This window comes from Pseudomonas sp. KBN12P06040 (assembly GCF_037574965.1).
Taxonomy (GTDB): domain Bacteria; phylum Pseudomonadota; class Gammaproteobacteria; order Pseudomonadales; family Pseudomonadaceae; genus Pseudomonas; species Pseudomonas aeruginosa.
The window spans coordinates 1,212,582-1,237,922 of record NZ_JBBELS010000001.1 but is presented as its reverse complement, the minus strand read 5'-3'; the positions used below and the strand labels follow the sequence as shown (position 1 = coordinate 1,237,922).

General features: G+C 67.2%; 27 protein-coding genes. 14 read left to right on the top strand and 13 right to left on the bottom strand.

What is annotated here, in order from left to right:
• The first annotated feature begins 10 nt into the window (after positions 1-10).
• Together VQ067_RS05795 and VQ067_RS05790 are read left to right on the top strand one after the other, a co-directional pair.
• Positions 11-379 (top strand): hypothetical protein, encoded by a 369-nt coding sequence (locus VQ067_RS05795; RefSeq protein WP_023119472.1) that lies wholly within the window; start codon positions 11-13, stop codon positions 377-379.
• A gap of 120 nt (positions 380-499) precedes the next feature.
• A complete protein-coding gene (locus tag VQ067_RS05790; protein WP_033939629.1) occupies positions 500-3,352 on the top strand; it encodes a valine--tRNA ligase in 2,853 nt (950 codons plus the stop codon).
• Between the two features lie 37 nt (positions 3,353-3,389).
• On the opposite strand, the gene VQ067_RS05785 is transcribed toward VQ067_RS05790, so the two are convergent.
• Positions 3,390-3,803, bottom strand: coding sequence for a putative signal transducing protein (locus VQ067_RS05785; protein ID WP_033939632.1), 414 nt, complete (start codon positions 3,801-3,803; stop codon positions 3,390-3,392).
• A gap of 194 nt (positions 3,804-3,997) precedes the next feature.
• Here VQ067_RS05785 and VQ067_RS05780 point away from each other — a divergent pair, with 194 nt between their 5' ends.
• The 6 genes from VQ067_RS05780 to VQ067_RS05755 all read left to right on the top strand — a co-directional run bounded on the left by VQ067_RS05780 (position 3,998) and on the right by VQ067_RS05755 (position 10,337).
• Positions 3,998-4,975 carry an ABC transporter substrate-binding protein gene (locus VQ067_RS05780; RefSeq protein WP_003100588.1) on the top strand — a complete coding sequence of 326 codons (978 nt, stop codon included), beginning with the start codon at positions 3,998-4,000 and terminating at the stop codon, positions 4,973-4,975.
• A gap of 83 nt (positions 4,976-5,058) precedes the next feature.
• Entirely contained in the window at positions 5,059-5,949 is an 891-nt protein-coding gene (locus tag VQ067_RS05775; RefSeq protein ID WP_015502418.1) for an ABC transporter permease, read from the top strand.
• 2 nt (positions 5,950-5,951) lie between these two features.
• Positions 5,952-6,746 carry an ABC transporter ATP-binding protein gene (locus tag VQ067_RS05770; protein WP_003159390.1) on the top strand — a complete coding sequence of 265 codons (795 nt, stop codon included), beginning with the start codon at positions 5,952-5,954 and terminating at the stop codon, positions 6,744-6,746.
• Positions 6,747-6,864: 118 nt separating this feature from the next.
• Complete coding sequence (locus VQ067_RS05765; protein ID WP_003092885.1) at positions 6,865-8,697, top strand: SLC13 family permease; 1,833 nt, start codon at positions 6,865-6,867, stop codon at positions 8,695-8,697.
• A 91-nt stretch (positions 8,698-8,788) separates the two neighbouring features.
• Complete coding sequence (gene rlmF, locus VQ067_RS05760; RefSeq protein ID WP_033991046.1) at positions 8,789-9,799, top strand: 23S rRNA (adenine(1618)-N(6))-methyltransferase RlmF; 1,011 nt, start codon at positions 8,789-8,791, stop codon at positions 9,797-9,799.
• A gap of 187 nt (positions 9,800-9,986) precedes the next feature.
• A complete protein-coding gene (locus tag VQ067_RS05755) occupies positions 9,987-10,337 on the top strand; it encodes a CesT family type III secretion system chaperone (RefSeq protein WP_003092889.1) in 351 nt (116 codons plus the stop codon).
• A 297-nt stretch (positions 10,338-10,634) separates the two neighbouring features.
• Here VQ067_RS05755 and VQ067_RS05750 read toward each other — a convergent pair whose 3' ends face one another.
• Positions 10,635-11,114, bottom strand: coding sequence for a DUF2165 family protein (locus tag VQ067_RS05750; RefSeq protein WP_033991045.1), 480 nt, complete (start codon positions 11,112-11,114; stop codon positions 10,635-10,637).
• 201 nt (positions 11,115-11,315) lie between these two features.
• Between VQ067_RS05750 and VQ067_RS05745 the strand changes: the two genes are divergently transcribed.
• Both VQ067_RS05745 and VQ067_RS05740 read left to right on the top strand, forming a co-directional pair.
• Complete coding sequence (locus tag VQ067_RS05745; protein ID WP_003092893.1) at positions 11,316-11,618, top strand: ArsR/SmtB family transcription factor; 303 nt, start codon at positions 11,316-11,318, stop codon at positions 11,616-11,618.
• Between the two features lie 65 nt (positions 11,619-11,683).
• Entirely contained in the window at positions 11,684-12,676 is a 993-nt protein-coding gene (locus tag VQ067_RS05740) for a zinc-dependent alcohol dehydrogenase family protein (protein WP_033991044.1), read from the top strand.
• A gap of 156 nt (positions 12,677-12,832) precedes the next feature.
• Here VQ067_RS05740 and VQ067_RS05735 read toward each other — a convergent pair whose 3' ends face one another.
• Complete coding sequence (locus VQ067_RS05735; protein WP_003118301.1) at positions 12,833-13,444, bottom strand: glutathione S-transferase; 612 nt, start codon at positions 13,442-13,444, stop codon at positions 12,833-12,835.
• Positions 13,445-13,567: 123 nt separating this feature from the next.
• On the opposite strand from VQ067_RS05735, the gene VQ067_RS05730 reads away from it, so the two are divergent.
• Positions 13,568-14,464 carry a LysR substrate-binding domain-containing protein gene (locus VQ067_RS05730; RefSeq protein ID WP_003100573.1) on the top strand — a complete coding sequence of 299 codons (897 nt, stop codon included), beginning with the start codon at positions 13,568-13,570 and terminating at the stop codon, positions 14,462-14,464.
• Here VQ067_RS05730 and VQ067_RS05725 read toward each other — a convergent pair.
• On the bottom strand, positions 14,454-14,996 hold the full coding sequence (locus VQ067_RS05725; protein WP_009313438.1) for a hydrolase: 543 nt from the start codon (positions 14,994-14,996) through the stop codon (positions 14,454-14,456). The two genes, VQ067_RS05730 and VQ067_RS05725, sit on opposite strands and share 11 nt — an antisense overlap.
• 103 nt (positions 14,997-15,099) lie before the next feature.
• On the opposite strand from VQ067_RS05725, the gene VQ067_RS05720 reads away from it, so the two are divergent.
• From VQ067_RS05720 to yejK, 3 genes are all read left to right on the top strand, one after another.
• Entirely contained in the window at positions 15,100-15,570 is a 471-nt protein-coding gene (locus VQ067_RS05720) for a hypothetical protein (protein ID WP_009313437.1), read from the top strand.
• 73 nt (positions 15,571-15,643) lie between these two features.
• Positions 15,644-16,999 carry a TAXI family TRAP transporter solute-binding subunit gene (locus VQ067_RS05715; RefSeq protein WP_003111143.1) on the top strand — a complete coding sequence of 452 codons (1,356 nt, stop codon included), beginning with the start codon at positions 15,644-15,646 and terminating at the stop codon, positions 16,997-16,999.
• 92 nt (positions 17,000-17,091) lie between these two features.
• Positions 17,092-18,096 carry a nucleoid-associated protein YejK gene (gene yejK / locus VQ067_RS05710; RefSeq protein ID WP_033991042.1) on the top strand — a complete coding sequence of 335 codons (1,005 nt, stop codon included), beginning with the start codon at positions 17,092-17,094 and terminating at the stop codon, positions 18,094-18,096.
• A gap of 42 nt (positions 18,097-18,138) precedes the next feature.
• Here the strand turns inward: yejK and VQ067_RS05705 are convergent, their stop codons facing one another.
• The 9 genes from VQ067_RS05705 to VQ067_RS05665 all read right to left on the bottom strand — a co-directional run bounded on the left by VQ067_RS05705 (position 18,139) and on the right by VQ067_RS05665 (position 25,151).
• Positions 18,139-19,050, bottom strand: coding sequence for a hypothetical protein (locus VQ067_RS05705; RefSeq protein WP_003092910.1), 912 nt, complete (start codon positions 19,048-19,050; stop codon positions 18,139-18,141).
• An 88-nt stretch (positions 19,051-19,138) separates the two neighbouring features.
• Positions 19,139-19,891, bottom strand: a complete 753-nt coding sequence (locus VQ067_RS05700) for a VIT1/CCC1 transporter family protein (RefSeq protein ID WP_031638721.1) — start codon at positions 19,889-19,891, stop codon at positions 19,139-19,141.
• A gap of 3 nt (positions 19,892-19,894) precedes the next feature.
• Complete coding sequence (locus VQ067_RS05695) at positions 19,895-20,830, bottom strand: glutathione S-transferase family protein (RefSeq protein WP_003137812.1); 936 nt, start codon at positions 20,828-20,830, stop codon at positions 19,895-19,897.
• Positions 20,831-20,950: 120 nt separating this feature from the next.
• On the bottom strand, positions 20,951-21,640 hold the full coding sequence (locus VQ067_RS05690; protein WP_003092917.1) for a CatB-related O-acetyltransferase: 690 nt from the start codon (positions 21,638-21,640) through the stop codon (positions 20,951-20,953).
• A gap of 28 nt (positions 21,641-21,668) precedes the next feature.
• Positions 21,669-21,983, bottom strand: coding sequence for a GIY-YIG nuclease family protein (locus tag VQ067_RS05685; protein WP_003119275.1), 315 nt, complete (start codon positions 21,981-21,983; stop codon positions 21,669-21,671).
• Positions 21,976-22,677, bottom strand: coding sequence for a glutathione S-transferase C-terminal domain-containing protein (locus VQ067_RS05680; RefSeq protein ID WP_003092922.1), 702 nt, complete (start codon positions 22,675-22,677; stop codon positions 21,976-21,978). The genes VQ067_RS05685 and VQ067_RS05680 overlap by 8 nt, the downstream gene beginning before the upstream one ends.
• 66 nt (positions 22,678-22,743) lie before the next feature.
• Positions 22,744-23,226, bottom strand: a complete 483-nt coding sequence (locus VQ067_RS05675) for a nuclear transport factor 2 family protein (RefSeq protein ID WP_003092923.1) — start codon at positions 23,224-23,226, stop codon at positions 22,744-22,746.
• A gap of 70 nt (positions 23,227-23,296) precedes the next feature.
• Positions 23,297-24,013, bottom strand: a complete 717-nt coding sequence (pcsA, locus tag VQ067_RS05670; protein WP_003105024.1) for a phosphatidylcholine synthase — start codon at positions 24,011-24,013, stop codon at positions 23,297-23,299.
• A 112-nt stretch (positions 24,014-24,125) separates the two neighbouring features.
• A complete protein-coding gene (locus tag VQ067_RS05665) occupies positions 24,126-25,151 on the bottom strand; it encodes an amino acid ABC transporter substrate-binding protein (RefSeq protein WP_023095241.1) in 1,026 nt (341 codons plus the stop codon).
• Positions 25,152-25,341: the final 190 nt, after the last annotated feature.

Below are 25,341 nucleotides of genomic sequence, written 5' to 3'. Positions count from 1 at the left end.
GTGCACGACCATGGACAGCCACAAACCGACACAACCCCCGGAGCAGTTGCTCGATGACCTGGAGTCGATCCACGACCTGCTCTACGAACGGAACGAGCCGCCCTTGCTGACCGAATCCTTCGAGCCAGACAACATTCCCCTGCTCTCCGACGTCGTCTCCCCCGGTACCGCCCCGCGCGCGCCAGAGCCGCAGGCCGCGGCACCTACCACGGCAGGGCTGGCGCCCGCCGAACAGGAGCGCCTGGACGACGAGTTGCGAGCGTCCGCCGAACTGATCCTGCAGGAAGTCATCGACGACTTCGCCCCGCAGATCGAAGCCGAACTGCGCCGCCGCCTGCAAGCCCGCCTGGGTCGCCTGCTCGGCCAACGCAACGGCTGATCCGGACGCGGCGGGCGCCCGCCGCGGCCCGCGGCCTTACCCCCGGGCCGCCATCCCCGCTATACTCCCGAACTTTCTTCGCATTTTCCCCAGCCATATTCAGCTTTGGTCCCCTTTCGCATGGACAAGACTTACCAGCCGCACGCCATCGAGACTTCCTGGTACGAGACCTGGGAGTCCAACGACTACTTCGCTCCGAGCGGCGAAGGCCAGCCCTACACCATCATGATCCCGCCGCCGAACGTGACCGGCAGCCTGCACATGGGCCACGGCTTCAACAACGCGATCATGGACGCGCTGATCCGCTACCGCCGCATGCAGGGCCGCAACACCCTGTGGCAGCCGGGCACCGATCACGCCGGCATCGCCACCCAGATGGTGGTCGAGCGCCAGCTCGGCGCCCAGGGCGTGAGCCGCCACGACCTCGGCCGGGAGAAGTTCCTGGAGAAGATCTGGGAATGGAAGGAACAGTCCGGCGGCAACATCACCCGGCAGATTCGTCGCCTGGGCTCCTCGGTGGACTGGTCGCGCGAGCGCTTCACCATGGACGACGGCCTCTCCGAAGCGGTCAAGGAAGCCTTCGTGCGCCTGCATGAAGACGGCCTGATCTACCGCGGCAAGCGCCTGGTGAACTGGGACACCAAGCTGCACACCGCGATTTCCGACCTGGAAGTGGAAAACCACGACGAGAAGGGCCACCTCTGGCACCTGCGCTACCCGCTGGTGAACGGCGCGAAGACCAGCGAAGGCCTGGATTACCTGGTGGTCGCCACCACCCGTCCGGAAACCCTGCTGGGCGACGCCGCGGTCGCGGTGCACCCGGAAGACGAGCGCTACGCCAAGCTGATCGGCCAGTTCGCCGAACTGCCGATCGTCGGCCGGCACATCCCGATCATCGCCGACGAGTACGTCGACCGCGAATTCGGCACCGGCTGCGTGAAGATCACCCCGGCCCACGACTTCAACGACTACGAAGTGGGCAAGCGCCACGACCTGCCGCTGATCAACATCTTCGACAAGAACGCCGCGGTGCTGGCCCAGGCCCAGGTGTTCCACCTCGACGGCAGCGTCAACCCGAACCTCGACCCCAGCCTGCCGCAGAGCTACGCCGGCATGGACCGCTTCGCCGCGCGCAAGGCCATCGTCGCCGAGTTCGAGGCCATGGGCCTGCTCGAGAAGGTCGACGACCACGCACTGAAAGTACCGAAGGGCGACCGCTCCGGCACCGTCATCGAGCCCTGGCTGACCGACCAGTGGTACGTCAGCACCAAGCCGCTGGCCGAAGACGCCATCGCCGCCGTGGAAGACGGCCGTATCCAGTTCGTGCCCAAGCAGTACGAGAACATGTACTTCTCCTGGATGCGCGACATCCAGGACTGGTGCATCAGCCGCCAGCTCTGGTGGGGCCACCGCATCCCGGCCTGGTACGACGAGGCCGGCAACGTCTACGTCGGCCGCGACGAGGTCGAGGTGCGCACCAAGCACAAGCTCGGCAACGAGGTCGAGTTGCGCCAGGACGAAGACGTTCTCGACACCTGGTTCAGCTCCGGCCTGTGGACCTTCTCCACCCTCGGCTGGCCGCAGCAGACCGAGTTCCTCAAGACCTTCCACCCCACCGACGTGCTGGTCACCGGCTTCGACATCATCTTCTTCTGGGTCGCGCGGATGATCATGCTCACCATGCACCTGGTGAAGAACCCCGACGGCACCCCGCAGATCCCGTTCAAGACCGTCTATGTCCACGGCCTGGTGCGCGACGGCCAGGGCCAGAAGATGTCCAAGTCCAAGGGCAACGTGCTCGACCCGCTGGACATCGTCGACGGCATCGACCTCGATACCCTGCTGCAAAAGCGCACCAGCGGCATGATGCAGCCGAAGCTGGCGGAGAAGATCGCCAAGCAGACCCGCGCCGAATTCCCCGAAGGCATCGCCAGCTACGGCACCGACGCCCTGCGCTTCACCTTCTGCTCGCTGGCCTCCACCGGCCGCGACATCAAGTTCGACATGGGCCGCGTCGAAGGCTTCCGCAACTTCTGCAACAAGATCTGGAACGCCGCCAACTTCGTCATCGAGAACACCGATGGCCAGGACACCGGGGTCAACGGCGAGCCGGTCGAGCTGTCCTCGGTCGACCGCTGGATCATCTCCCAGTTGCAGCGCACCGAGCAGGAAGTCACCCGCCAGCTCGACGCCTTCCGCTTCGATCTGGCCGCCCAGGCCCTCTATGAGTTCATCTGGGACGAGTACTGCGCCTGGTACCTGGAGCTGGTCAAGCCGGTGCTGTGGGACGAGAACGCCCCCATCGAGCGCCAGCGCGGCACTCGTCGCACCCTGATCCGCGTGCTGGAGACGGCCCTGCGCCTGGCGCACCCGTTCATGCCGTTCATCACCGAGGAAATCTGGCAACGCATCAAGGGCCAGGCCGGCAAGGAAGGCCCGACCCTGATGCTGCAACCCTGGCCGGTGGCCGACGAAGGCAGGATCGACGCCGCCGCCGAAGGCGACATCGAATGGGTCAAGGCGCTGATGCTCGGCGTGCGGCAGATCCGCGGCGAGATGAACATCTCCATGGCCAAGCGCATCGACATCATCCTCAAGAACGCCTCGCCCAGCGACCACCGCCGCCTGGCCGACAACGAGCCGCTGCTGATGAAACTGGCCAAGCTGGAAAGCATCCGCGTGCTGGAAGCCGGCGAGGAAGCGCCGATGTCCGCCACCGCCCTGGTCGGCGACATGGAAGTATTGGTGCCGATGGCCGGCCTGATCGACAAGAGCGCCGAACTGGGGCGCCTGGACAAGGAGATCCAGCGCCTGGAAGGCGAGGTCAAGCGCGTCGGCGGCAAGCTGTCCAACGAAGGCTTCGTCGCCAAGGCCCCGGCCGACGTGATCGAGAAGGAACGCGCCAAGCTCGCCGAGGCCGAACAGGCCCTGGCCAAGCTGGCCGAGCAACGGCAAAAGATCGCCGCGCTCTAACTCCAGCGCCCGCCTCCCAGAGGCGGGCGTTTTGCTTTCACTCGCTTAGAGGCATCGGTACTTCGCTGCGGAAACCGCAGACCTCGCACACCAACCGACGCCGGATCGGCCACAGCGGTACGTTGAGCAGCAGGATCCCAAGGAAGGCCAGGCGGCGGCCGTCCACCTTCCAGGCCACCTGGTCGCTGCCACAACGCAAGCACTGGAACTCGCTGCTGCCCTGCTCGGCCCGCAGCGCATCGCTTTCATCGGTGGCCAGCAGCGCCACCGCGTCTTCGCGACAGACCATGGGCACTTGCAGGCGCACGCCGCCCAGTGCGTTGGAGTACAGCCACTGCATGTTGATGGTGTGCTCGTCGGCGACGAACGCCGGAATTCCAGCGGCCTCCAGGCGGGCGCGAGCGATCTGCGCCTCCAGGGGATGGGAAAAACGGCCGATGGTCGTGAGCATGTCGCCTCCTTTCGGTCACGGCCCGACGCCGACACCTTACCCGGATCACCCCCAGCGGTAATCCCACCGCAAGAAAAAACATCAAACCTGCTGACGACTTGCGCGAAAAATGCGATGTTTCGGCCACGCTGTACCCGCACCGCCCAATCAGAACAATTCGCTACAGCGCGCCAATACAATCAGGAGATCGCCGCATGATGCAGGCCTATAAGAATAAATGGTTGCCCCTCAGTGCCCTGGCCCTTGGCATGGCCCTGTCCTTCGGCGCCAACGCCGACGAGCAGAAGTCGGTGGCCGTGACCGCCATCGTCGAGCACCCGGCGCTGGACGCCGCTCGCGACGGGGTCAAGGAGGCCCTCCAGGAGGCCGGCTACGAAGACGGCAAGAACCTCAAGTGGCAGTACCAGAGCGCCCAGGGCAACACCGGCACCGCCGCGCAGATCGCCCGCAAGTTCATCGGCGACAAGCCCGACGTGATCGTCGGCATCGCCACTCCGTCGGCCCAGGCGCTGGTGGCCGCGACCAAGAGCATCCCGATCGTCTTCAGCACCGTCACCGACCCGGTCGGCGCGCACCTGACGCCGAGCTGGGAAGCCTCCGGCACCAACGTCACCGGGGTTTCCGACATGCTCGCGCTGGACAAGCAGATCGAGCTGATCAAGAAAGTGGTGCCGGGCGCCAAGCGCATCGGCATGGTCTACAACCCGGGCGAAGCCAACTCCGTGGTGGTGGTCAAGGAGCTGAAGGAGCTGCTGCCGAAGATGGGCCTGAGCCTGGTCGAAGCCTCGGCCCCGCGTTCGGTGGACGTCAGCTCGGCGGCGCGCAGCCTGGTCGGCAAGGTCGACGCGATCTACACCAACACCGACAACAACGTGGTGTCCGCCTACGAGGCGCTGGTCAAGGTCGGCAACGACGCGAAGATCCCGCTGATCGCCTCCGACACCGACAGCGTCAAGCGCGGCGCCATCGCCGCCCTTGGCATCAACTACAAGGAGATGGGCAAGCAGACCGGCCGCATGGTGGTGCGCATCCTCAAGGGCGAGAAGCCGGGCGAGATCAAGCCGGAGACCAGCGACAACCTGCAGCTGTTCGTCAATCCCGGGGCCGCGCAGAAGCAGGGCGTGACCCTGTCCGACGAACTGCTCAAGTCGGCCGCGGAAGTCATCAAGTAAAAAAAGCGGCCGCCGGCCGCGGGCGTCCCGCCCGTGGCCGGACGGCACGATAATCCTGCCTTCACGCACTCGGTTACGAAGTCATGTCTCTGTTTTCCCTGTTCGGTGCCCTGGAGATCGGCCTGATCTTCAGCCTCGTGGCACTCGGCGTGTTCATCTCCTTCCGCCTGCTGCGCTTCCCCGACCTCACGGTGGACGGCAGCTTCCCGCTCGGCGGCGCGGTCTGCGCGACCCTCATCGCCCTTGGCTGGGACCCGTACAGCGCGACCCTGGCGGCCACCGCCGCCGGCGCACTGGCCGGGCTGGCCACCGGCCTGCTCAACGTCAAGCTGAAGATCATGGACCTGCTCGCCAGCATCCTGATGATGATCGCGCTCTACTCGATCAACCTGCGCATCATGGGCAAGCCCAACGTACCGCTGATCGCCGAGCCGACATTGTTCACCCTGCTGCAGCCGGAATGGCTCAGCGACTATGTGTTCCGCCCGCTGCTGCTGGTGTTCATCGTGATCGCCGCGAAGCTGCTGCTGGACTGGTTCTTCACCACCCAGAAAGGCCTGGCGATCCGCGCCACCGGCTCCAACCCGCGGATGGCCCGTGCCCAGGGGGTCAACACCGGCGGCATGATCCTGCTCGGCATGGCCATCTCCAACGCGCTGGTGGCGCTGGCCGGCGCGCTGTTCGCGCAGACCCAGGGCGGCGCCGATATCTCCATGGGTATCGGCACCATCGTCATCGGCCTGGCCGCGGTGATCGTCGGCGAGAGCATCCTGCCCTCGCGCCGGCTGATCCTGGCGACCCTCGCGGTGATCCTCGGTGCCATCGTCTACCGCTTCTTCATCGCCCTGGCGCTGAACAGCGATTTCATCGGCTTGCAGGCCCAGGACCTGAACCTGGTCACCGCGGTGCTGGTCACCATCGCCCTGGTGATTCCGATGATGAAGAAACGCCTGCTCGGCAAGAAGGGAGCCTGACCATGCTCAGCGCGAAGAACCTGAAGATCACCTTCAACCCCGGCACCCCCATCGAGACCCGCGCCCTGCGCGGCCTGTCGCTGGACATCCCGGCCGGCCAGTTCGTCACCGTGATCGGCTCCAACGGCGCCGGCAAGTCGACCTTCCTCAACGCGGTATCCGGCGACCTGCCGATCGACAGCGGGCAGATCCTGATCGACGACGAAGACGTCACCCGCAAGCCGGTCTGGGCCCGCGCCAACCGCGTCGCGCGGGTGTTCCAGGACCCCATGGCGGGTACCTGCGAGGACCTCACCATCGAGGAGAACATGGCCCTGGCGCAGCGTCGCGGTACCGGTCGCGGCCTCGGCAGGGCGGTGCAGGCATCGATGCGCGACGGTTTCCGGGAAAGCCTGGCGACCCTCGGCCTCGGCCTGGAGAACCGCCTCGGCGACCGCATCGGCCTGCTCTCCGGCGGCCAGCGCCAGGCCGTCAGCCTGCTGATGGCGGCGCTGCAGCCGTCGCGCATCCTGTTGCTCGACGAACACACCGCGGCGCTCGACCCGCGCACCGCCGACTTCGTCCTGCATCTCACCGCACGGATCGTCGCCGAGAAGAAACTCACCACCATGATGGTCACCCACAGCATGCGCCAGGCGCTGGACGTGGGCGAGCGCACGGTGATGCTGCACCAGGGCCAGGTGGTGCTGGACGTCTCCGGCGAGCAACGCAAGGGCCTCGACGTACCGGACCTGCTGGCGATGTTCGAGAAGGTGCGCGGCGAGAAGCTCGCCGACGACGCCCTCCTCCTCGGCTGACAGGGCCACGGCGCCTCTCCGCTGCGAAGCGGGGAGGCGCCGTCGACCTGCAGCAGATCAAGGCGCGATCCGCGTCCGTCTGCCACACTCGCAGGCATCCTCCCGCTCAGATGCCCGCATGAACCTCGAACTGCTCTGGGTGGTCGGCCTGCTCGCCACCACCGTCGCCCTCTTCATCCACAACCGCCTGCGCCTGGACGTGATCGCCCTACTGGTGATCATGGCCTTCAGCGTCAGCGGAACCCTTACCCTCAACGAAGCCCTGGCCGGCTTCAGCGATCCCAGCGTGATACTGATCGCCGCGCTGTTCGTGATCGGCGAAGGCCTGGTGCGTACCGGGGTGGCCTACCAGGTCGGCGACTGGCTGATCGCCCGCGCCGGCAGCAGCGAAGCGCGCCTGCTGGTACTGCTGATGCTGGCGGTGGCCGGGCTGGGCTCGGTGATGAGTTCCACCGGGGTGGTGGCGATCTTCATCCCGGTGGTCCTGAGCATCGCCGCCAAGCTGAAGATCCCTCCGGGCCGGCTGATGATGCCGCTGGCCTTCGCCGGACTGATCAGCGGCATGATGACCCTGGTCGCCACACCGCCGAACATGGTGGTCAACAGCGAGCTGGCGCGCGAGGGTCATGCCGGCTTCGGCTTCTTCGCCTTCACCCCGATAGGCCTGATGGTGCTCGCCATCGGCGTAGCCTACATGCTGCTCACGCGCAACTGGCTGAACGCCGCCAGCCCGGCGGAAGTCGGCGCGCCGAAGGCACGGCGGACCCTGCGCGACCTGATCCGCGACTATCGCCTGGCCGGCCGCGAACGGCGCCTGCAGGTCCAGCTCGGCTCGCCGTTGATCGGCAGCACCCTGGAAGAACTGCAACTGCGCACCCGCCTGGGCGCCAACGTGGTCGGCCTGGAGCGGGTGCGCAAGTTCCACAGCGAGGTGGTCAAGGTCGGCGGCAGCACCGAGCTGAAGGCGGGCGACGTGTTGCTGCTGGACGTCTTCGCCCCTCCGGAGGACATGGACCGGCGCTGCGCCGAGCTGAACCTGGTGCGCCTGCCGTTCCGCGCCAGCTACTTCATCGACCAGTCGCGGGAGGTCGGCATGGCCGAGGTGACTCTGCCGCCGGACTCCACCCTGCTCGGCAAGAGCGTCCTGGAGCTGGGCTTCCGTTCGCAGTACGGGCTCAACGTAGTCGGCCTGCGTCGCGACCACGAAGCGCTCACCGACGGCATGCTGGAAGAGAAGCTGCGCCTGGGCGATACCCTGCTGGTGATCGGCGCCTGGAAGGCGATCCGCCAGTTGCAGGGACGCAACCGCGATTTCCTGGTGCTCAGCCTGCCGGCGGAGATCGACGAGGTGGCGCCGGCCCTGAGCAAGGCGCCGCACGCCCTGCTCAGCCTGGCCGTGATGGTGGCGCTGATGGTCAGCGGAGTGGTTCCCAACGTGGTCGCGGCGCTGGTCGGCTGCCTGTTGATGGGCCTGTTCCGTTGCATCGACATGGACGGCGCCTACCGCGCCATCCATTGGCAAAGCCTGGTCCTGATCGTCGGCATGCTGCCCTTCGCCCTGGCCCTGCAGAAGACCGGCGGTATCGACCTGGTGGTCTCGCTGCTGGTCGACGCCCTCGGCGACGCCGGCCCGCGCGTGCTGCTGGCCAGCCTGTTCCTGCTCACCGCGGCCATCGGCCTGTTCATCTCCAACACCGCTACCGCGGTGCTGATGGCGCCGATCGCCATCGCCACCGCCAACCAGATCGGCGCCTCGCCCTACCCCTTCGCCATGGTGGTGGCGGTGGCGGCCTCGGCAGCCTTCATGACGCCGATTTCCTCGCCGGTGAACACCCTGGTGCTGGGCCCTGGCCAATACCGCTTCGGCGACTTCGTCCGGATCGGCGTGCCATTTACCCTGCTGGTGATGTTCGTCTGCGTGCTGGTGATTCCGTGGCTGTTTCCATTGTGACCGGGCCAGGAGCGCGCCGCTCGGCAGAAACACTGGCCAGCCTCCGGCGGATGTGAATAATGCCCGCCTCGCCGTCACGGAAACCGAGAACATGCCCCGCCCGACCAGCCCGCATCCCGACGCCGAGCGCAAGAGCGCCAGCCCGCTGCACCCGCGCAATCGCCACCTGGGACGCTACGACTTTCCGCGCCTGATCGCCGGCAGCCCGGAACTGGAGCGCTTCGTCATCCTCAATCCGTACGGCAGGCAGAGCATCGACTTCGCTGATCCGGCGGCGGTGAAAGCCTTCAACCGCGCGCTGCTGCAACAGTTCTACGACGTACGCGAGTGGGATATACCCGATGGTTACCTGTGCCCGCCCATTCCCGGTCGCGCCGACTACCTGCACTACCTGGCCGACCTGCTCGGCGCCAGCCACGATGGCCTGATTCCACGCGGTCCCAGCCTGCGTGCGCTGGACGTCGGAACCGGAGCCAACTGCATCTACCCCCTGCTCGGCCACCACGAATACGGCTGGCGCTTCGTCGGCGCCGACATCGACCCGCAATCGCTGGCCTCGGCCGCTGCGATCCTCGCCGCCAACCCACGCTTCGCCGCTGCCATCGAGTTGCGCCGGCAGCCTGATCGCAGGCAGATATTCCAGGGCCTGATCGGCGTCGATGAGCGCTTCGACATGACCCTCTGCAACCCGCCCTTCCACGCCTCGCTGGACGAAGCCACGCGCGGCAGCCGGCGCAAGTGGAAGAACCTCGGCAAGCTCGACCCGACCCGTACCCTGCCGCTACTGAACTTTGGCGGCCAGGGCGCCGAGCTGTACTGCGAGGGCGGCGAAGCGGCCTTCCTGGCCAGCATGGCCGAGGAAAGCCGGGCGTTCGCCACGCAGGTGTTCTGGTTCACCACCCTGGTGTCCAAGGCGAGCAACCTGCCGAACCTCCAGGAGCGCCTGAAGACGTTGGGCGCCAGCGATATCCGCGTGGTGGACATGGCCCAGGGACAGAAGCAGAGTCGCTTCGTCGCCTGGACCTACCTCGACAAGAAGCAGCGCCGGGCCTGGCGCAAGGAGCGCTGGACAGCAGCCCTCCTGGAACCACTGGGCGAATAGCCAGCACGCCTCGCCACCCGGCTCCGCTGCCGAGCCCAAAAACGGACACCCCATCGCCTATCAGGATCGGCCACCGTTTTTCCACTGGAATCGGCAGCGGCAAAACCTAAAAAAAGAGAACCCCGATTAACAGTTTCTCCGGGCTGGCACTGCTCTAATGGCTGCCTCCAGTGACTCGGAACACGCCATGAATCCACTCTACCGCGCCACCATCCACCAGCTTTTTCTCGCTCTCGATCTCCCGACGCCCAATGACGAGGAGAGCGTACTCAGCCTGCAGGTGGGCCCGCATCTCTGCCATCTGGCAGAACATCCGACCGATCACCTGTTGATGTTCACCCGCCTGGAAGGACAAGGAGACGCTACGGCCAGCGAGCAGAACCTGTTCAGCCAGGACCCTTGCAAGCCGATCCTGGGCCGCGACCCCGAAAGCGGCGAACGGCTGCTCTGGAACCGCCAGCCCTTGCAGTTGCTGGACAGGGCCCAGATCCACCATCAACTCGAACAACTGGTCGCCGCCGCCGAAGAGCTGCGCTGAGCCCAGTCGGGCGAAAGGAGCCGATGCCGCAGGTTCTGCTTTCCTCGAAGAACCCCGGGGCTGAACTCCAGTGACCATGCCGAGCCAGCCGGAGCACCTGTCCTCGAGGCAGCCGGCTGCCACTGCCCGGGGGCAGTTCCAGCTGCGTCAGCCCATGCAGCGCGTGCGAACAGAGGGGAGCCGAGGGACCGGGTGGCAGGAGCGAGATGCGACTTCGCGCTATCGACGGGCGTCCGGCTCGCTCCACCGTCGCCGTCCTCGCGCCCTGCGCCCTCGTACCGGCAGTCCCCGTCAGCTTCAGCGGACGTTGAGCACGAAGAAGTTCGCCAGCACCCAGACCACCAGCAGCAGGTGGGTCAGTTGCAATCCCTCCTGGCGGATCCAATAGCCGAACCAGAGCCCGCCCAGCAGCATGCCGAAGAGGAAGCCGAGGGCCGCGCTCAGGGCCAGGTTGAGCCAGGGCCGGGCCGTCTCCAGGCCGGCGCCGAACAGCAGTTCGTAACAGCCGGTCCAGGCCGTGACGACGGCAGCGACCTGCAGCGCGACGATGATCGACAAGGCCAGGCGGTGCATGAGCGGCGAGCGCACCGCCCGCGCCAGCAAGGGCATGTCGATCGCGGGCGGCTGGGCCAGGGGAGCCATCGACATAGTCACGCCGATCGCCCCCACCGAGCTGGCGAAGGCCTGCAGGTTGTTGATCAGGGCGAGGCTCAGCCACAGGGCGAAGCCGAGGCAGCAGGTGAGCTGGAAGATCATCAATGAAGTCTGGGTGTCCATTCCGGGTCCTTTGCAGAGTACGGGCGGTCGTCGCTCGACGCCCTTCCGGCGCCAACGAGCGCAGGGCCTGCGCTGATCGGGAGGAACGGCGGGAACGCCGGATGGCACTCTAGGACCTGAACCTAACTTGAGGTCAACAGCGACGGCAGGTCTCCGTCGTCCCGGATTGACAAATCGGAAATTCCCGATATCCTCGCCGCCATGGACCTGCTCGAAACATTCAAAGCCCTGTCGAATCGGACACGCCTGGAAATCCTGAAAGGCCTGAAGGACCCGGCGAAGAACTTTCCTCCGCAGGACGAGGGCGACGTCGACACCGTGGGCGTCTGCGTCAGCAGTATCCAGGAGGGCGTCGGCCTGTCGCAGTCGACCGTGTCCGATTACCTGGCGATCCTGCAACGGGCGGGCCTGGTCGAAGTCAGGCGGATCGGCCAATGGACCTACTACAAGCGCAACGAAGCGAATATCCGTGCCCTCGTCGAGCTAATCGGCGCGGAACTGTAGTTCTTTCTACACCACAATATATCGAAAATTCCCGATATCCCTTTTTACCGAAACGAGGATATGCAATGAAAGCGTTGATACTCAAGGCGTTTGGCGGTCCGGAATCCTTCGAGCTGCGCGAAGTGCCCAAACCGGTGCCGCAGGCGGGACAGGTATTGGTGCGGGTCCATGCGACCTCGATCAATCCGCTGGACTACCAGGTCCGTCGCGGCGACTACCCCGACCTGGTAGCGCTTCCGGCCATCACCGGGCATGACGTGTCCGGCGTCGTCGAAGCGGTAGGGCCGGGAGTGACCGCCGTCGCACCGGGAGACGAGGTCTGGTACACCCCGCAGATCTTCGAAGGCCAGGGCAGCTATGCCGAGTACCACCTGGCAGCGGAAGGCATCATCGGCAGGAAGCCCGCCGCGCTGAGCCACCTGGAGGCGGCGAGCCTCAGCCTGGTCGGCGGCACGGCCTGGGAAGCGCTGGTCACACGCGCGGCGCTGAGGGTCGGCGAAAGCATCCTGGTGCATGGCGGCGCCGGCGGCGTCGGGCATGTCGCGATCCAGTTGGCGAAGGCCATGGGAGCCCGGGTCTTCACCACAGTGCGCGAGGTCAACTTCGAGTTCACCCGCCAGATGGGCGCCGATGTGCTCATCGACTACCAGAAGCAGGACTACGTCGAGGCCATCCTGCGGGAAACCGGAGGCCACGGCGTCGACGTGGTGTTCGACAGCATCGGCGGCGACACCCTGTCGCGCAGCCCCGAGGTACTCGCGCAGCTCGGCCGCGTGGTCAGCATCGTCGACCTCGCCCAGCCGCAGAACCTCCTCCAGGCCTGGGGCCGGAACGCGAGCTATCACTTCGTCTTCACCCGGCAGAACCGCGGCAAGCTCGACGAGTTGAGCGCCCTGGTCGAGCGCGGCCGGTTGCGCCCGCATGTCGGCGCCGTCTATTCGCTTGCCGACATCCCCCTCGCCCACGCCCGCCTGGAGAGTCGCGACAATGGCATCCGGGGAAAAATCGCGATCGCGGTCGAGCCGTCGGTCGATCCCGCACAGGCGTTCGCCCGCTGACGCCACGGCGCGGAACGGGCCCCGATCGCGGCCCGCCCCGGCATGTGCCCGGTACCGACCCGCAGCACCCAGGTCGGGGCGGCCAGCCGACGAACCGAGGCCGGGCGCAGGCGGAATCGAGCCGTTCGAGGGGCGCCAGCCTGGCCCCTCGCGGGCTCAGACCGGCGGCGTCTCGAGGAACACCGGCAACCCTTCCGCATAATCCGAATAGCTTGCCAGTTCCGGGTATTCGCTGGCGGCGACCCGCTCCGCGACCACCAGTTGGCTGAAGCGCCAGGCCACTGCAACAGTCACCCCGACCAGCTCGATGCCGCCGTCGCGTGCCAGCGGCTCCTGGCGCAGCGCTGCCTCCAGCCAGTCGTAGGCCGCCAGCAACTGCCCCTCCACCCGCTCCAGCCAGGGGCCATGGCGGCGTTCCTCGGGACGCAGGTTCAGTTCGTAGTAGATCTGCACGGATTTCTCGCAGGCCACCAGCGCCGCGCCGATCAGACTCAGCGCCCGTGCACGGGCCTGCGGCCGTTGCGGCAGCAGACTGCGTTCGCGGCCGGCCAGGCACTCCAGGTAATCGAGGATCAGGCTGGAGTCCATCAGCACGGTGCCATCGTCCAGCACCAGCGTGGGCGCCTTGACCATCGGGTTGAACAGGCTGAACGCCTCGAAATTGCGGAACACCGACAGCGGCCGGTGCTCGTAGGGCAGGTCCAGCAGGCGCAGGGCGATGGCGACCCGGCGCACAAAAGGCGAATCCAGCATACCGATCAGTTGCATCGCGGCATCCTTTGTCGATGATTAAGCGCCGCTAAGAGGGCGACGCCTGGGAAAATCACTCTAGTCGTTGCACAACGCGAAAAATATCGAGATAAATTCAGCGAACCCTTTAGAAAAACTTACATGAGCGACCTCCCTCCCCTCACCGCGCTGCGCAGCTTCGAAGCGGTCGCCCGGCTCGGCAGCATCAGCCAGGCCGCCAGCGAGCTGCACGTCACCCACTCGGCGATCAGCCAGCAGATCAAGCTGCTGGAAAACCTCCTCGGCCTGGCCCTGTTCGTCCGCGAGGGGCGCGGCCTGCGCCTGAGTGAGAACGGCCGGTTCTACGCCCTGCAGGTACGCGCCTCTCTGGGCGAGATCGCCGACGCCACGCGGGTGGTGCGGGCGCGTCCGCGGGAGGGCGAGCTGGTGGTCACGGTGATGCCGTCCTTCGGCCTGAACTGGCTGCTGCCGCGCCTGCCGCGCTTTCGCGAGCGCCATCCGCACTGTCGCGTGCGGCTGGTGGCCAGTCTCGACGTGCAGAACCTGCGCCAGGGCCTGGCCGACCTCGGCGTACGCATCGGCAAGGGCGACTGGGAAGGGGTCGGTCGGGAACGCCTGTTCGACGACGAGTTGCTGATGGTCGCCGCGCCCGACTTCAACGGCGGCCGCCTGCCGCGCACGCCGAGCGAGATCGTCGCCTGCCCTACCCTGCGCTCCACCGAATCCTGGGCACTCTGGTGCCAGCGTGCCGGCGTGGCGGAACCGCAGCACGGACTGCTGATCAACGACTCGAACCTGCTGCTGGAAGCCGTGCGCCTGGGCCAGGGCATCGCCCTGGAGCGTCGCAGCCTGGTCGCCGGCGCCCTCGCCGAGGGCCGCCTGGTGCAACTGGGCGACATCCGCGTGCCCTACCCCTATCCCTACTGGCTGGTCTGGCCGCAGCGCGAGCCGCCGAGCGACCGCCACCAGGCCTTCGCCGACTGGCTGCGCGAGGAGGCCCGGCGCTACCAGGCCGAGCAACCGCCGCTCAGCGAATGAAGTTGCGGCTGATCTCGCGGAAGCGGTCGCTGCCGGCGCGTTCCATCCATTCGAAGGCGACCATCTCCCGCGACACGATCATCGCCCCGGCCTGGCGCATCCGCTCCACGGCCAGCGCCTTGTCGCTCGGCCGCCGCGAGCCGATCGCCTCCTCCACGACGAACACTTCGCGACCACGGCCAAGCAGGTCGAGCACGGTCTGCAGCACGCAGACGTGCGCCTCGCTGCCGCAAACCACGAACTGCCGGCGGTCGCCGCCGGGCGCGCGCAGCAGGGCGCCGTCGGCGGCGGCCGAGAAGTCCAGCTTCTCGAGGATCTGCGTGGCGTCCAGCTCATCGCGCAGGGGCGCCACCGTCGGCCCCAGGCCCTTGCTGTACTGCTCGCTGGCCAGCACCGGCACGCCCAGTGCGCGGGCCACGCGCAACAACCACTGGCTGTACTCGACCAGCGCCGGGCCGTCGTCGATGGCCGGCAGCAGGCGTTCCTGGATATCGACCACCAGCAGGGTCGAGGTTGCGGCGCGGATCAGCATGGCGTCCTCCTTCGGTTCGACGTCTCGGTTCGTCTGTCTTAGGCTTGCACGGCACGGGCGCCATGGACAGCGCGTCCTCCCACAACCCTAGCAGGAGCCTGCGATGAATATCAGCCTGCATTTCGAATCGCGCCTGCAGGCCAGCCCCGAACAGCTCTGGCGGTGGATCACCTCGGTTGACGGGATACTCCGCGAGATACGCCCGTTGCTGAGCATGAGCGTACCGCCCGGTATCCACAGCCTCGAAGACCTGGAGGTGGTGCCCCGGCGCCCGCTGTTCCGCAGCCACATGCGCCTGTTCGGCTTGCTGCCGCTGGGCACTTCGCAACTGACCCTGCTGGAGCTGACGCCCGGCCGCGGCTTCATCGAACAGTCGCCGATGACCGGCATGCGCCTCTGGCGCCACGAGCGACGCATCCTGCCGGCTCCGGGCGAGGCCGGGGAATGCCTGCTGGTCGACCAGTTGACCGTGCGCCCGCTATTCGCCGCCGGGCTGGTACGCTGGTTCCTCACCCGCATCTTCCGGCATCGCCACCGGGTGCTCTGCCGGCAGTTCCGCACGGACCGCCGGTGACCCTCGGCTACGCTGAGGAGTACGCCCGCCCGCATCCGCCATACCCTTCTGGAGAGCAGCACAAGGACCGCTCATGAATCGCATCAAGCACCTGCTCAAGGACCTCGCCATCCTGATCCGCGCCAACCTCTGGCTGATCCCGGTGATCGCCGCCCTGGTCGCCGCGGTGTTCTATTTCGTCGCCCCGCCGCCGCCGATGAGCGCGACCATGGCCACCGGCGCCGAGGGCGGCGGCTACGCCGTGTTCGCCGGCAAGCTCCGGGAAAAGCTCAAGGAGCAGGGCTTCGAACTGAAGCTGGTGCCCAGCGCCGGCTCGCGCGACAACCTGGAGCGCCTGCTCGGCACCGGCGAGGTCGACATCGCCCTGGTCCAGAGCGGCCAGGAGCGCCAGCTCGAAGCCGGGCAGGCGCGCCAGTTGCAGACCCTCGGCGCGGTCTACCAGGAGCCGCTCTGGCTGTTCCACCGCAGCAACGTGCACATCGACCAGCTCAGCGACCTGCTGCACCTGCGCCTGGCCATCGGCAGCGACGGCAGCGGCACCCGCGCCGCCACCGAGGCGATCCTGCAGGCCAACGACATCGCCCCGGGACACTATCCGATCACCTGGGAAGCCCGCGGCGGCAACGCGGTGGTCGACGACCTGCTGGCCGGCAAGCTGGACGCGGCGTTCATCGTCGGGCCGGCGGAGAACCCGGCGATCCAGAAATTGGCCGACAACGACCAGCTTCGCCTGGTCAACTTCCGCCGCAGCGCCGCCTACGAGGCGCGCCTGCCGTTCCTCAAGCGGGTCGAGGTCGGCGAAGGCCTGCTCAACCTGCCGCGCAACGTGCCGGAACGAAACATCAGCACCCTGTCGCCGGTGGCCACCCTGGTGATCAACGAGCGCTTCCACCCGGCGTTGATCCCGCTGGTACTGGAAGCCGCGCGCGAGGTGATGAAGGACGGCAGCCTGCTCGACAAGCCCGGCGCCTTCCCCAGCGCCGAGCCGCGCACCCTGCGCCTGCACGAGGACGCCGAGCGCTACTACAAGAGCGGCCTGCCGCTGCTGCAGCGCTACCTGCCGTTCCGCATCGCCTCCCTGGCGGACCGCTACATCATCCTGCTGATCCCGTTCATCGCCATCCTCATCCCGCTGATGAAGTCCATCGGCCCGCTGTATCGCTGGCGCATCCGCGCGCGCATCTACCGCTGGTACCGCTACATCCGCGACATCGACCGCAAGCTCGACAGCGGCACCGACGCCGAGCAACTGAGAAGCGAGATCGAGCGGCTGGAGAAACTGGAGAGCGAGCTGAACACCGTGGAGGTGCCGCTCTCCTACTACCACGAGCTGTACGAGCTGCACCTGCACCTGAACTTCGTGATCAAGCGCCTGCACGGTCTGCAGGAACGCCAGGCGACGCAGGCAGAAGCCGGCAACCTCGGGTAAACTGGCCGATCCGCGGGCGCGCCAGCGGCGTGTCCCGCAGCGTCGCGGAAACCTGCGCGGCGCCGCCGATTACCTGAAAGGTCGAACCTGACATGCCGATCCATCACGCCATCGTCCACCTGATCGAGAAGAAGCCCGACGGCACCCCGGCCGTGCTCCACGCGCGCGACGCCGAGCTGGGCGACTCCCAGGCCATCGAGAACCTGCTGGCCGACCTCAACGAAAGCTACAACGCCAAGAACAAGGCCTGGGGCTTCTTCCAGGGCGAGTCCGGGGCCTACCCGTTCAGCGGCTGGCTCGGCGAGTACCTGGAGGGCGACCGCGACTTCGTCGGCTTCAGCCGCGAAGCGGTCGAGCACCTGCAAAAGCTGATGGAGGAGTCCAATCTCTCCACCGGCGGCCACGTCCTGTTCGCCCACTACCAGCAAGGCATGACCGACTACCTGGCGATCGCCCTGCTGCACCACAGCGAAGGCGTGGCGGTGAACGAGTCGCTGGAGGTCACCCCGTCGCGCCACCTGGACCTCGGCCAGTTGCACCTGGCCGCGCGGATCAATATTTCCGAATGGCGCAACAACAAGCAGTCGAAGCAGTACATCTCGTTCATCAAGGGCAAGGGCGGGAAGAAGGTCTCCGACTATTTCCGCGACTTCATCGGCTGCCAGGAAGGGGTGGATTCGCCGAGCGAGACGCGCACCCTGCTGAAAGCCTTCAGCGATTTCGTGGAAAGCGAGGACATGGCCGAGGAACAGGCCCGCGAGAAGACCGAGACGCTGGTCGACTACGCCACCTCGCAGGCGCGCATCGGCGAGCCGATGACCCTCGACGCGCTTTCGGAACTGATGGACGACCAGCAACCGCGGGCGTTCTACGACTACATCCGTAACAAGGACTACGGCCTGTCGCCGGAAATCCCGGCGGACAAGCGCACCCTCAACCAGTTCCGCCGCTTCACCGGCCGCGCCGAAGGCCTGTCGATCAGCTTCGAGGCGCACCTGCTGGGCTCCAAGGTGGAATACGACGAAGAGCGCGACATGCTGATCATCCGCCAGTTGCCGACCCAGTTGAAGGACCAGCTCAAGCGGCGCATGGACTGACCCGCGCCGCCCCGGAGCGCCGCCGGCGCTCCCTTTCCCTCCTCAGCCGCAGGCCCAGTCGAAGCGCATGTCGCGGAAATCGAGCTGGGCGTTGCCGCCGCCGAAGTTGTAGCCGCCCAGGTATTCCTCGAACTCTACGTAGAAGGGACTCATCTCCGGCACACCCTGCACCGGACGCATGGTGCCGCCGATATGGTTCGGCAGGTGCCCTTCCACCCAGGGATGCTCGCGGTAGTTGTCGCGCTCGATCTTGCCGTCCAGCCAGTAGTGCGGCAGCTGGTAGCCGCCGTCGCCGTATTCGCTGGGCACCACCCCGGCGTTGGGGTCTTGCGCCCGCGCCGTCCAGCGCAGCGGGTAGCGCTGCTGGTGGCCGGCCGCGGGGCGACCACCGAGGGCGCGCAGCAGGTAGTAGTCGTCCTCCGCCCAGTCCGGCACGAAGCTGGCCGCCGAACCAGCCTCCAGCCACTGCGGCGGCTCGGTCTGCGCCAGCAGCGGGTTGCCCGCCGGCAGCGCCGGCGGCTGGCAGGGCGCGCCGCTGAATTCAGCGGCGTCGAGCAGGATCAACGCATAGGCACCGCCGAGGATGTCCTCCATCCGGTGCAGACGCGGATGGCTATTGCGCCCGGCCTCCCAGAACGGCCGCAGTTCCGCGTCGGCCGGCGGTTGCGCGGGCGGATCGATGAGCATCTCGCGAATGCCGTCGACGCTGGTCGGTCCACCGTCGTTCTGGTCCGGGGCGAGGGAGAAGAAGCTCAGCGCGACGATCTCCGGGCCATGCACCCGGTAGTCCTCCGGCAGCAGCAGGGTGAAGCCGTGCATCAGCGGATAGCCGGTGTCCGGATCCAGCGGCCACTGCTCCGGACGGATGCCCGGCGGCAGGCCGAAGCACCAGCCGTGGTTGGCTTCGCCGGCGTGCGCGGCGTCGTTGACGATTTCGATGTCGTAGGCGTTCATGGCCACTCCCTGGTCGGTTTTTCCTGGTCCCGGCCACGCCGGCCGGGTGTCGCAGTGTAAAACGGAGTCCCCCGCAGGCGAAGGACTTTCAGCCCAGGCCCACGCCGAGCGCGGTACCCAACCCATAGGTGAAGGCCGCGGCAAGGGTACCGACCAGCACCTGGCGCAACGCCGAGAACGCCAGCGGCCGCCCGGTGAAACGGGCGGTGACCGCGCCGCTGAACAGCAGCGCAAGCAGGCTGAACAGCAGGCTTGCGACCAGCGCCGCGGCACCGTCAAGGAACAGGAACGGCGCCACCGGCACCAGAGCGCCAAGGGAAAACAGCAGGAACGACGTACCCGCCGCGTTCCACGGGTTGCCGCCCAACTCCGTCGGATCGATGCCGAGGGCCTCGCGGGACAAGGTGTCCAGCGCGCCACGACCGTCGTTCATCAGTTGCAGGGCCACGCGCCGGGCGGACACCTCGCTCAGCCCCTTGGCGGTGAAGATATCGATCAGTTCCTGGGTCTCGGTGTCCGGGCAGAGCCTGAGCAAGCGTTCTTCCTCGGCGATGCGCTTGCTCGCCATCTCGCGGGCGTTGGTCACCGACAGCCACTCGCCGAGGGCCATCGAGCAGGCCCCGGACACCAGTCCGGCCATCCCGGTGAGGACGATGGACGAATGCGCCATGCTCGCACCCGCCACGCCCATCACCAGGCACAGGTTCGACACCAGGCCATCGTTGGCGCCGAGCACCGCGGCGCGCAGCTTGGTGCCAGCGTCGCGGTCCGGCCTCGCCTCGGGCAACGCGCACTGCGGCGGATCGGCGTCCGGGCGCGGCGGCGGGGTCTCCGCCGGCATGCCTCAACGCGCCTCGATGCGAAAGCCCAGGCGCGGGAAATGCACATGCACGGTACCCGCCCGCGGGTCTTCGCGGCGCAGGATGAGTTCCTCGCTGCCGGCGAAGAGCAGTTCGCCCTGTACCGCGTCGACACCGTAGTCGGTGGCGGCGATGGCGACCGCCTGGCCGGGCCGGAAACCGTTGGGGTCGCTGAAGGATTCGTCCGGCAATGCCGCGGGCTGGCTGCCGCGAGCCACCTCCAGGGCTTCCTCCGCACTCATCTCGGCTGGCGCGCCATGGCCGAAGCCGAGCACCCGGCCCAACCAGGCCTGCACCTGCGGGTAATCGTCGACCAGCGGCGCGGTGACCGGCGTGCCCTTGAGGAACCACAGGCAGTGCGCCACGGCGAAGTCGGCGACGGACGCTTCGCCGAACAGGAAATCGCCGTCCTCGCGCGACAACTGGCGCTCCAGTCGCGCCATGAATGCCGGCCACTGGTGGCGCGCCTGTTCCAACGGCAGGCGGCCGGCGCTGCCGCCGCTGAATAGCTGGCTGCGATCGGCCATGAAGGCCTTGAGGAATTCCGGCGGCAGCTTGCCGAAGCGCACGGCGATGGACTCCGGGGCGAACGCCAGGCTTACCGCGTGCTGGAACAGCACCGCGTCGGCCCACTGGGCGAAGCTCGCGGCGACCATCTCCTGGCCTTCGGGGAACAGCGCCGGGACCGCCTTTTCCTGCTCCAGGCGACGGGCGATCAACGCGGTATCGCAATACACATCGGCGCCGACCTGCAACACCGGGGTCTTCCGATAGCCGCCGGTCAGCGCCACCAGGTCCGGCTTGGGCATCACCGGCGGAATCATCACCGAGCGCCAGGACAGTTGCTTGAAACCGAGCAGCAGGCGCGCCTTCTCGGCGAAGGGCGAAGTGGGATAGTGATGCAGGATCAGCTCTGACATGGGCGCCTCCGGGCGGATGTGAGGCACCAGCTTAGCGCGGCTGGGAAAACGCGCCTATGACAATCCGGGACATGAAGGGCACCCCATCGCCTGGCCCGATGGGCCTGGCGATGGGCGCGCTCAATCCAGCCGGCACCCCTGGCGGGTGATGGTCATCCGCCGGTACGCCGCACGCGGCGCCTCGCGCGCCTCCAGGGCGGCGAGGAACTCCCGGGGTCGGTCCAGCGGCAGGCCGGTGAGGAAGGCGCTATCCAGCTCCCACCAGCGTGAGGCGAGCAGGCCCTCGATGATCTCCGGCGGATGCCGGTAGCGGATCACCTGCGCCGGAGTCCCGGCGACGATGGCATAGGGCGGCACGTCGCGAGTGACCACAGCGCGCGTGGCGATGATCGCCCCAGTCCCGACCTTGACCCCTTCCATCACCATCGCGCTGTGTCCGATCCAGACGTCGTGGCCGATTTCCGCGTAGCTCAGCGCCGGCTCGTAGCGCAGCGCGGTGCCGGTGTGCTGGAAGGGGTGGCTGCTCACCCAGTCGCTGGGATGGGTATGTTTTTCCTGGCCGATGAAGCAGTCCGAGCCGATCGAGCAGAAACGCCCGATGGACGCCACCAGGGACAGGTCGGTGCCGCTGCGCACATAGCTGTAGGCGCCGATCTCCAGCCTCGGCGGGACGATGCGCAGGTGGCCGAGTTCGACCTGCTCCTCGAGCACCAGCGTGGTGCGCTTGCCGACACTGGCCGGGCCGCCGGCCAGCTTGCAGCCGCGGCGGCGGATCCAGCGTTTCCACCAATGATTCTTCAGGTAACCCACGAATACCCCATGACCGCAGATGAACGTCCTAGATTGCCGGCTCGCCGACCTCGCGCAACACCGGTACGCCGACCAACAGGCGCTCCTTGGCGCGCTTGCTCAGGGCCTTGATCGCCCGCTCGCGGCGCAGGGCGTCGCCCTTGCTGGCGCAGGCCTCGACGTAGACCAGCGCGCGGGCGGGGCTGGAATGGAAGAACCGCGCGCCCTTGCCGCTGCAATGAGTGTCGAAGCGGCGCAGCGGATCGTCGCTGATGCCGCAGTACAACGCGCCGTTTTCCGCCCTCACCAGGTAGACCGACCAACACTTCCCGATCGCCGCCGTGGCGGCCGTCGCCTCACTCACTCCAGACCCGCTCCCGCATCCGCTCGCAATACGCCACCAGGCGCGGATAGCCTCGCGCCACATGGCTGAGCGGGGTATCCAGGGTCGCCTCGATGAGGTTGGCGAGGATACCGTAAGCGGCAGCATCGGCGCTGCACGGATGTTCGCCGCCGTAGTACGGGACCTGGCCAAGCAGGCCGTCGAGGGCATCGAGGTCGTCGCGGGCGAAGGCCAGCAGTTCGTCCCTGCCGTGGACCCCGAGTCCCTGCGCCCTGAGGGTAGCGCGGACCTTGCGGCGCATGGCCCAGGCCACCGCGTCGCGCACGCCGAATGGCAGCGAGCCGAAGAACACCGGCTTGAGCACGCGCCAGCTGTCCTCGTCGAACCAGCGGAAATACAGCATCAGGTAGTACAGGTGTTCGTCGCACAGGCGCGTGATCGCCCGTGCCCAGCCCTTGCCCCGGGCGTCCAGGCCAGCGTCGAGAGTGACCCCGTAGCGCTCGCCGAGGGTACGGATGACGATCTCGCTGTCGCCGATCGCCTCGCCCTCGATACGCACGTAGGGCAGCTTGCCCTTGGGCGCCTTGCGTGGGTCGCTGACGACCTTCACCTGGTACTCCAGGCCGGCCAGGCGCAACCAGGTTTCCAGTTTCAGGCAGTAGGGACTGGCATTGGGTACGTTGAATGCGGCGGGGAACTGGAAGAGCGTGATCATCGCGGCGTCCTGCGGGTTGTCCGCGGCGAGCTTAGGAGATTATCCGCGCTTCGGCCACCGACAGCCTCAGCCGGCCGCCGGATGGGCAGCCTGGTAGGCGGCCAGGCCCTTGCGCGCCTGCCCGCGGATCGCCCGCTGCACCGGCGGCGCCCAGCCCAGCAGCAGGCCCTTGGCGCCAAGCGCCTGGCGGCTCCAGCGCCACAGGTCGAACTGGTCGCGATGCTCGACGATCAAACCGTCGGCGAAGCGGAAACGGGCCTCGATGCGATTCTCCACCCTGCGCCCGGTCTGGGTGAACAGGTAGTGGGCCACCCATTGCGCACGCCCCTCGTTCTGGTCGGCGCGGACGTTCGCGTAGTCCAGGCGGAAGTCCCGCGCCCGGCTGGTCAGCAGGCGCCACATGTCGCCCACCTCGCGCCCGCGCAGTTCGCCGAAGGCCGGGTCGTGGAAGGTCGCCTGGGGGGCGTAGCAGGCCGCCATGGCCTCGCCGTCGAGGCGCTGGAAGGCCTGGTAGAAGCGCTCGATCAGTTCGGCGTTGGGGTGGGCCATGCGGGGTTCCTTGCGATGAGAGGGACTTGCCAGGCGTCCCCAGGCGGGAACGCCGTCGCGCCGGGTCGTTTCAGCCGAACCACTCGCGGGCGCTGCGCCAGAGGCAGATACCGACGAAATAGGCCGAGGCGGCGAACCACAGGCCGAGCAGGATCGGCAGGTCGGCCGGCTGCTGGACGATCAGCAGACCGCTGCTGATCAGCCAGACGAAGGTCACCGCGATGTTCAACGGCATGAACTGGCGCACGCGGAACGGGTGGAGGAACTTCATCCGGGTCAGGGTCAGGGCAGCCAGCACCAGCACCGTGGCGAGGTTGACCCAGGGGTGCAGGTCGAGCACGTAGAAGTACACCGCCACCACGTTCCAGGCGGCCGGGAAGCCAACGAAGTAGTTGTCGGTGCTCTTCATGTTGACGTTGCAGAAGCAGAACAGCGACGAAACCAGAATCACGCCCACCGCCAGCAGTTCGAAATGCTCCGGCAGGGGGATGTAGCGGTAGATGAAGATGGCCGGGATGAACACGTAGGTCAGGTAGTCGATCACCAGGTCGAGCACCGAGCCGTCGAAATGCGGCAGCATTTCCTTGACTTCGTACTTGCGCGCCAGGGTGCCGTCGAGGCCGTCCACCAGCAGGGCCAGGCCGAGCCAGAGCAGGCAGGCCTGGGGTTTGTTGTCGACCAGCGCGAGCAGGGCCAGCAAGGCCAGGATCACGCCGCTGGCGGTGACGGCGTGGACGCCCCAGGCCTTGGCTTTGTTGATGGGAGTCATCGATAGGTTCACGGGCAATTCTCTTGTTCGGTGTTCGGCATGACGCGTCGCTCTATAGTGCACCGGCACCGGTGCGTCTGTCTGTTATCGGATTGTCGGTGCTGGCGAGAGTTCAGCCAGCCCCCGCCGGTCAGCGGATCGGCGGCGCATAGTGCAGGCCGCCGAGATTCCATTGCGCGTTGAGGCCGCGCGGCATCTTCAGCGGGCTGCCGTCGCCGACGTTGCGGGCGAAGATCTCGCCATAGTTGCCGACCTGGCGCACCATCTGCACCACCCAGTCGCGCGGCAGTTGCAAGTCCTTGCCGGCGTCGCCCTCGCTGCCGAGCAGGCGGGCGACGTCCGGGTTGCGGCTGTCCCTGGCCTGGCGCTCGACGTTGCTCGAGGTGACCCCCAGCTCCTCCGCGTTGAGCAGGCCGTACAGGGTCCAGCGGACGATGTTGAACCAGGCTTCGTCGCCCTGCCGCACGGCCGGGCCGAGCGGCTCCTTGGAGATCACTTCCGGCAGCACCACGTACTGGTCCGGCTTGGCCAGCTTCAGGCGCTGGGCGTAGAGCTGCGACTGGTCGGAGCTGAGCACGTCGCACTGCCCCGCCTCCAGGGCACGGGCGCTCTTCTCGTAGCTGTCGTCGAGCACCGCCTTGTAGCGGATGCCGTGGGCCCGGAAGTAGTCCGCCACGTTCAGCTCGTTGGTGGTGCCGGACTGGATGCACACCGTCGTGTCCTTCAGTTCGCGGGCGCTGGACACGCCGAGCTTGCGATTGACCAGGAAGCCCTGGCCGTCGAAATAGGTGACGCCGGTGAAGTGGATGCCCAGCGCGGTATCCCGCGAGCTGGTCCATGAGGTGTTGCGCGACAGCAGGTCGACCGTGCCGGACTGCAACGCCGAAAACCGCTCGGTGGCGGACAGCGGGGTGAAGCGCACCTTCCCGGCGTCGCCGAACAGCGCGGCGGCCAGCGCCCGGCAGATGTCGACGTCGAGCCCCTTGAAACGGCCCTTGGCGTCGGCGTAGGAGAACCCCGGCAGGCCGTCGCTGACGCCGCACTGCACGTAGCCCTTGCGCTTCACCGCATCCAGCGTCGCACCGGCCTCGGCCGTGGCGCTGGCGCCGAGGCAGACGGCGGCCAGCAGCAGCCAGGTACCTTTCATTATTGTCATCTGTTCGCCACTCCCTTCGCCGCCCCTGGGTGAACCGCCGGCCCCGCGCCGGTCGCTTCCCGGGCCGGTCGCCGCACTGTAACCGCAAGCGCCGCGGCACCGGCAGGGGCAGCCGGCGGTGCGACGGCGGCGGGCGACGAACGGCGTGCCCGGCGCACTTCCCTTAGCAAAGCGCATCCGCGGGAAATTG

What these genes read in the sequence shown, in the direction of transcription:
- VQ067_RS05795 (WP_023119472.1), top strand. Translation starts at nt 11, where the DNA reads ATGGACAGCCACAAACCGACACAACCCCCGGAGCAGTTGCTCGATGAC.
- VQ067_RS05790 (WP_033939629.1), top strand. Translation starts at nt 500, where the DNA reads ATGGACAAGACTTACCAGCCGCACGCCATCGAGACTTCCTGGTACGAG.
- VQ067_RS05785 (WP_033939632.1), bottom strand. Translation starts at nt 3,803, where the DNA reads ATGCTCACGACCATCGGCCGTTTTTCCCATCCCCTGGAGGCGCAGATC.
- VQ067_RS05780 (WP_003100588.1), top strand. Translation starts at nt 3,998, where the DNA reads ATGATGCAGGCCTATAAGAATAAATGGTTGCCCCTCAGTGCCCTGGCC.
- VQ067_RS05775 (WP_015502418.1), top strand. Translation starts at nt 5,059, where the DNA reads ATGTCTCTGTTTTCCCTGTTCGGTGCCCTGGAGATCGGCCTGATCTTC.
- VQ067_RS05770 (WP_003159390.1), top strand. Translation starts at nt 5,952, where the DNA reads ATGCTCAGCGCGAAGAACCTGAAGATCACCTTCAACCCCGGCACCCCC.
- VQ067_RS05765 (WP_003092885.1), top strand. Translation starts at nt 6,865, where the DNA reads ATGAACCTCGAACTGCTCTGGGTGGTCGGCCTGCTCGCCACCACCGTC.
- rlmF (WP_033991046.1), top strand. Translation starts at nt 8,789, where the DNA reads ATGCCCCGCCCGACCAGCCCGCATCCCGACGCCGAGCGCAAGAGCGCC.
- VQ067_RS05755 (WP_003092889.1), top strand. Translation starts at nt 9,987, where the DNA reads ATGAATCCACTCTACCGCGCCACCATCCACCAGCTTTTTCTCGCTCTC.
- VQ067_RS05750 (WP_033991045.1), bottom strand. Translation starts at nt 11,114, where the DNA reads ATGGACACCCAGACTTCATTGATGATCTTCCAGCTCACCTGCTGCCTC.
- VQ067_RS05745 (WP_003092893.1), top strand. Translation starts at nt 11,316, where the DNA reads ATGGACCTGCTCGAAACATTCAAAGCCCTGTCGAATCGGACACGCCTG.
- VQ067_RS05740 (WP_033991044.1), top strand. Translation starts at nt 11,684, where the DNA reads ATGAAAGCGTTGATACTCAAGGCGTTTGGCGGTCCGGAATCCTTCGAG.
- VQ067_RS05735 (WP_003118301.1), bottom strand. Translation starts at nt 13,444, where the DNA reads ATGCAACTGATCGGTATGCTGGATTCGCCTTTTGTGCGCCGGGTCGCC.
- VQ067_RS05730 (WP_003100573.1), top strand. Translation starts at nt 13,568, where the DNA reads ATGAGCGACCTCCCTCCCCTCACCGCGCTGCGCAGCTTCGAAGCGGTC.
- VQ067_RS05725 (WP_009313438.1), bottom strand. Translation starts at nt 14,996, where the DNA reads ATGCTGATCCGCGCCGCAACCTCGACCCTGCTGGTGGTCGATATCCAG.
- VQ067_RS05720 (WP_009313437.1), top strand. Translation starts at nt 15,100, where the DNA reads ATGAATATCAGCCTGCATTTCGAATCGCGCCTGCAGGCCAGCCCCGAA.
- VQ067_RS05715 (WP_003111143.1), top strand. Translation starts at nt 15,644, where the DNA reads ATGAATCGCATCAAGCACCTGCTCAAGGACCTCGCCATCCTGATCCGC.
- yejK (WP_033991042.1), top strand. Translation starts at nt 17,092, where the DNA reads ATGCCGATCCATCACGCCATCGTCCACCTGATCGAGAAGAAGCCCGAC.
- VQ067_RS05705 (WP_003092910.1), bottom strand. Translation starts at nt 19,050, where the DNA reads ATGAACGCCTACGACATCGAAATCGTCAACGACGCCGCGCACGCCGGC.
- VQ067_RS05700 (WP_031638721.1), bottom strand. Translation starts at nt 19,891, where the DNA reads ATGCCGGCGGAGACCCCGCCGCCGCGCCCGGACGCCGATCCGCCGCAG.
- VQ067_RS05695 (WP_003137812.1), bottom strand. Translation starts at nt 20,830, where the DNA reads ATGTCAGAGCTGATCCTGCATCACTATCCCACTTCGCCCTTCGCCGAG.
- VQ067_RS05680 (WP_003092922.1), bottom strand. Translation starts at nt 22,677, where the DNA reads ATGATCACGCTCTTCCAGTTCCCCGCCGCATTCAACGTACCCAATGCC.
- VQ067_RS05675 (WP_003092923.1), bottom strand. Translation starts at nt 23,226, where the DNA reads ATGGCCCACCCCAACGCCGAACTGATCGAGCGCTTCTACCAGGCCTTC.
- VQ067_RS05665 (WP_023095241.1), bottom strand. Translation starts at nt 25,151, where the DNA reads ATGACAATAATGAAAGGTACCTGGCTGCTGCTGGCCGCCGTCTGCCTC.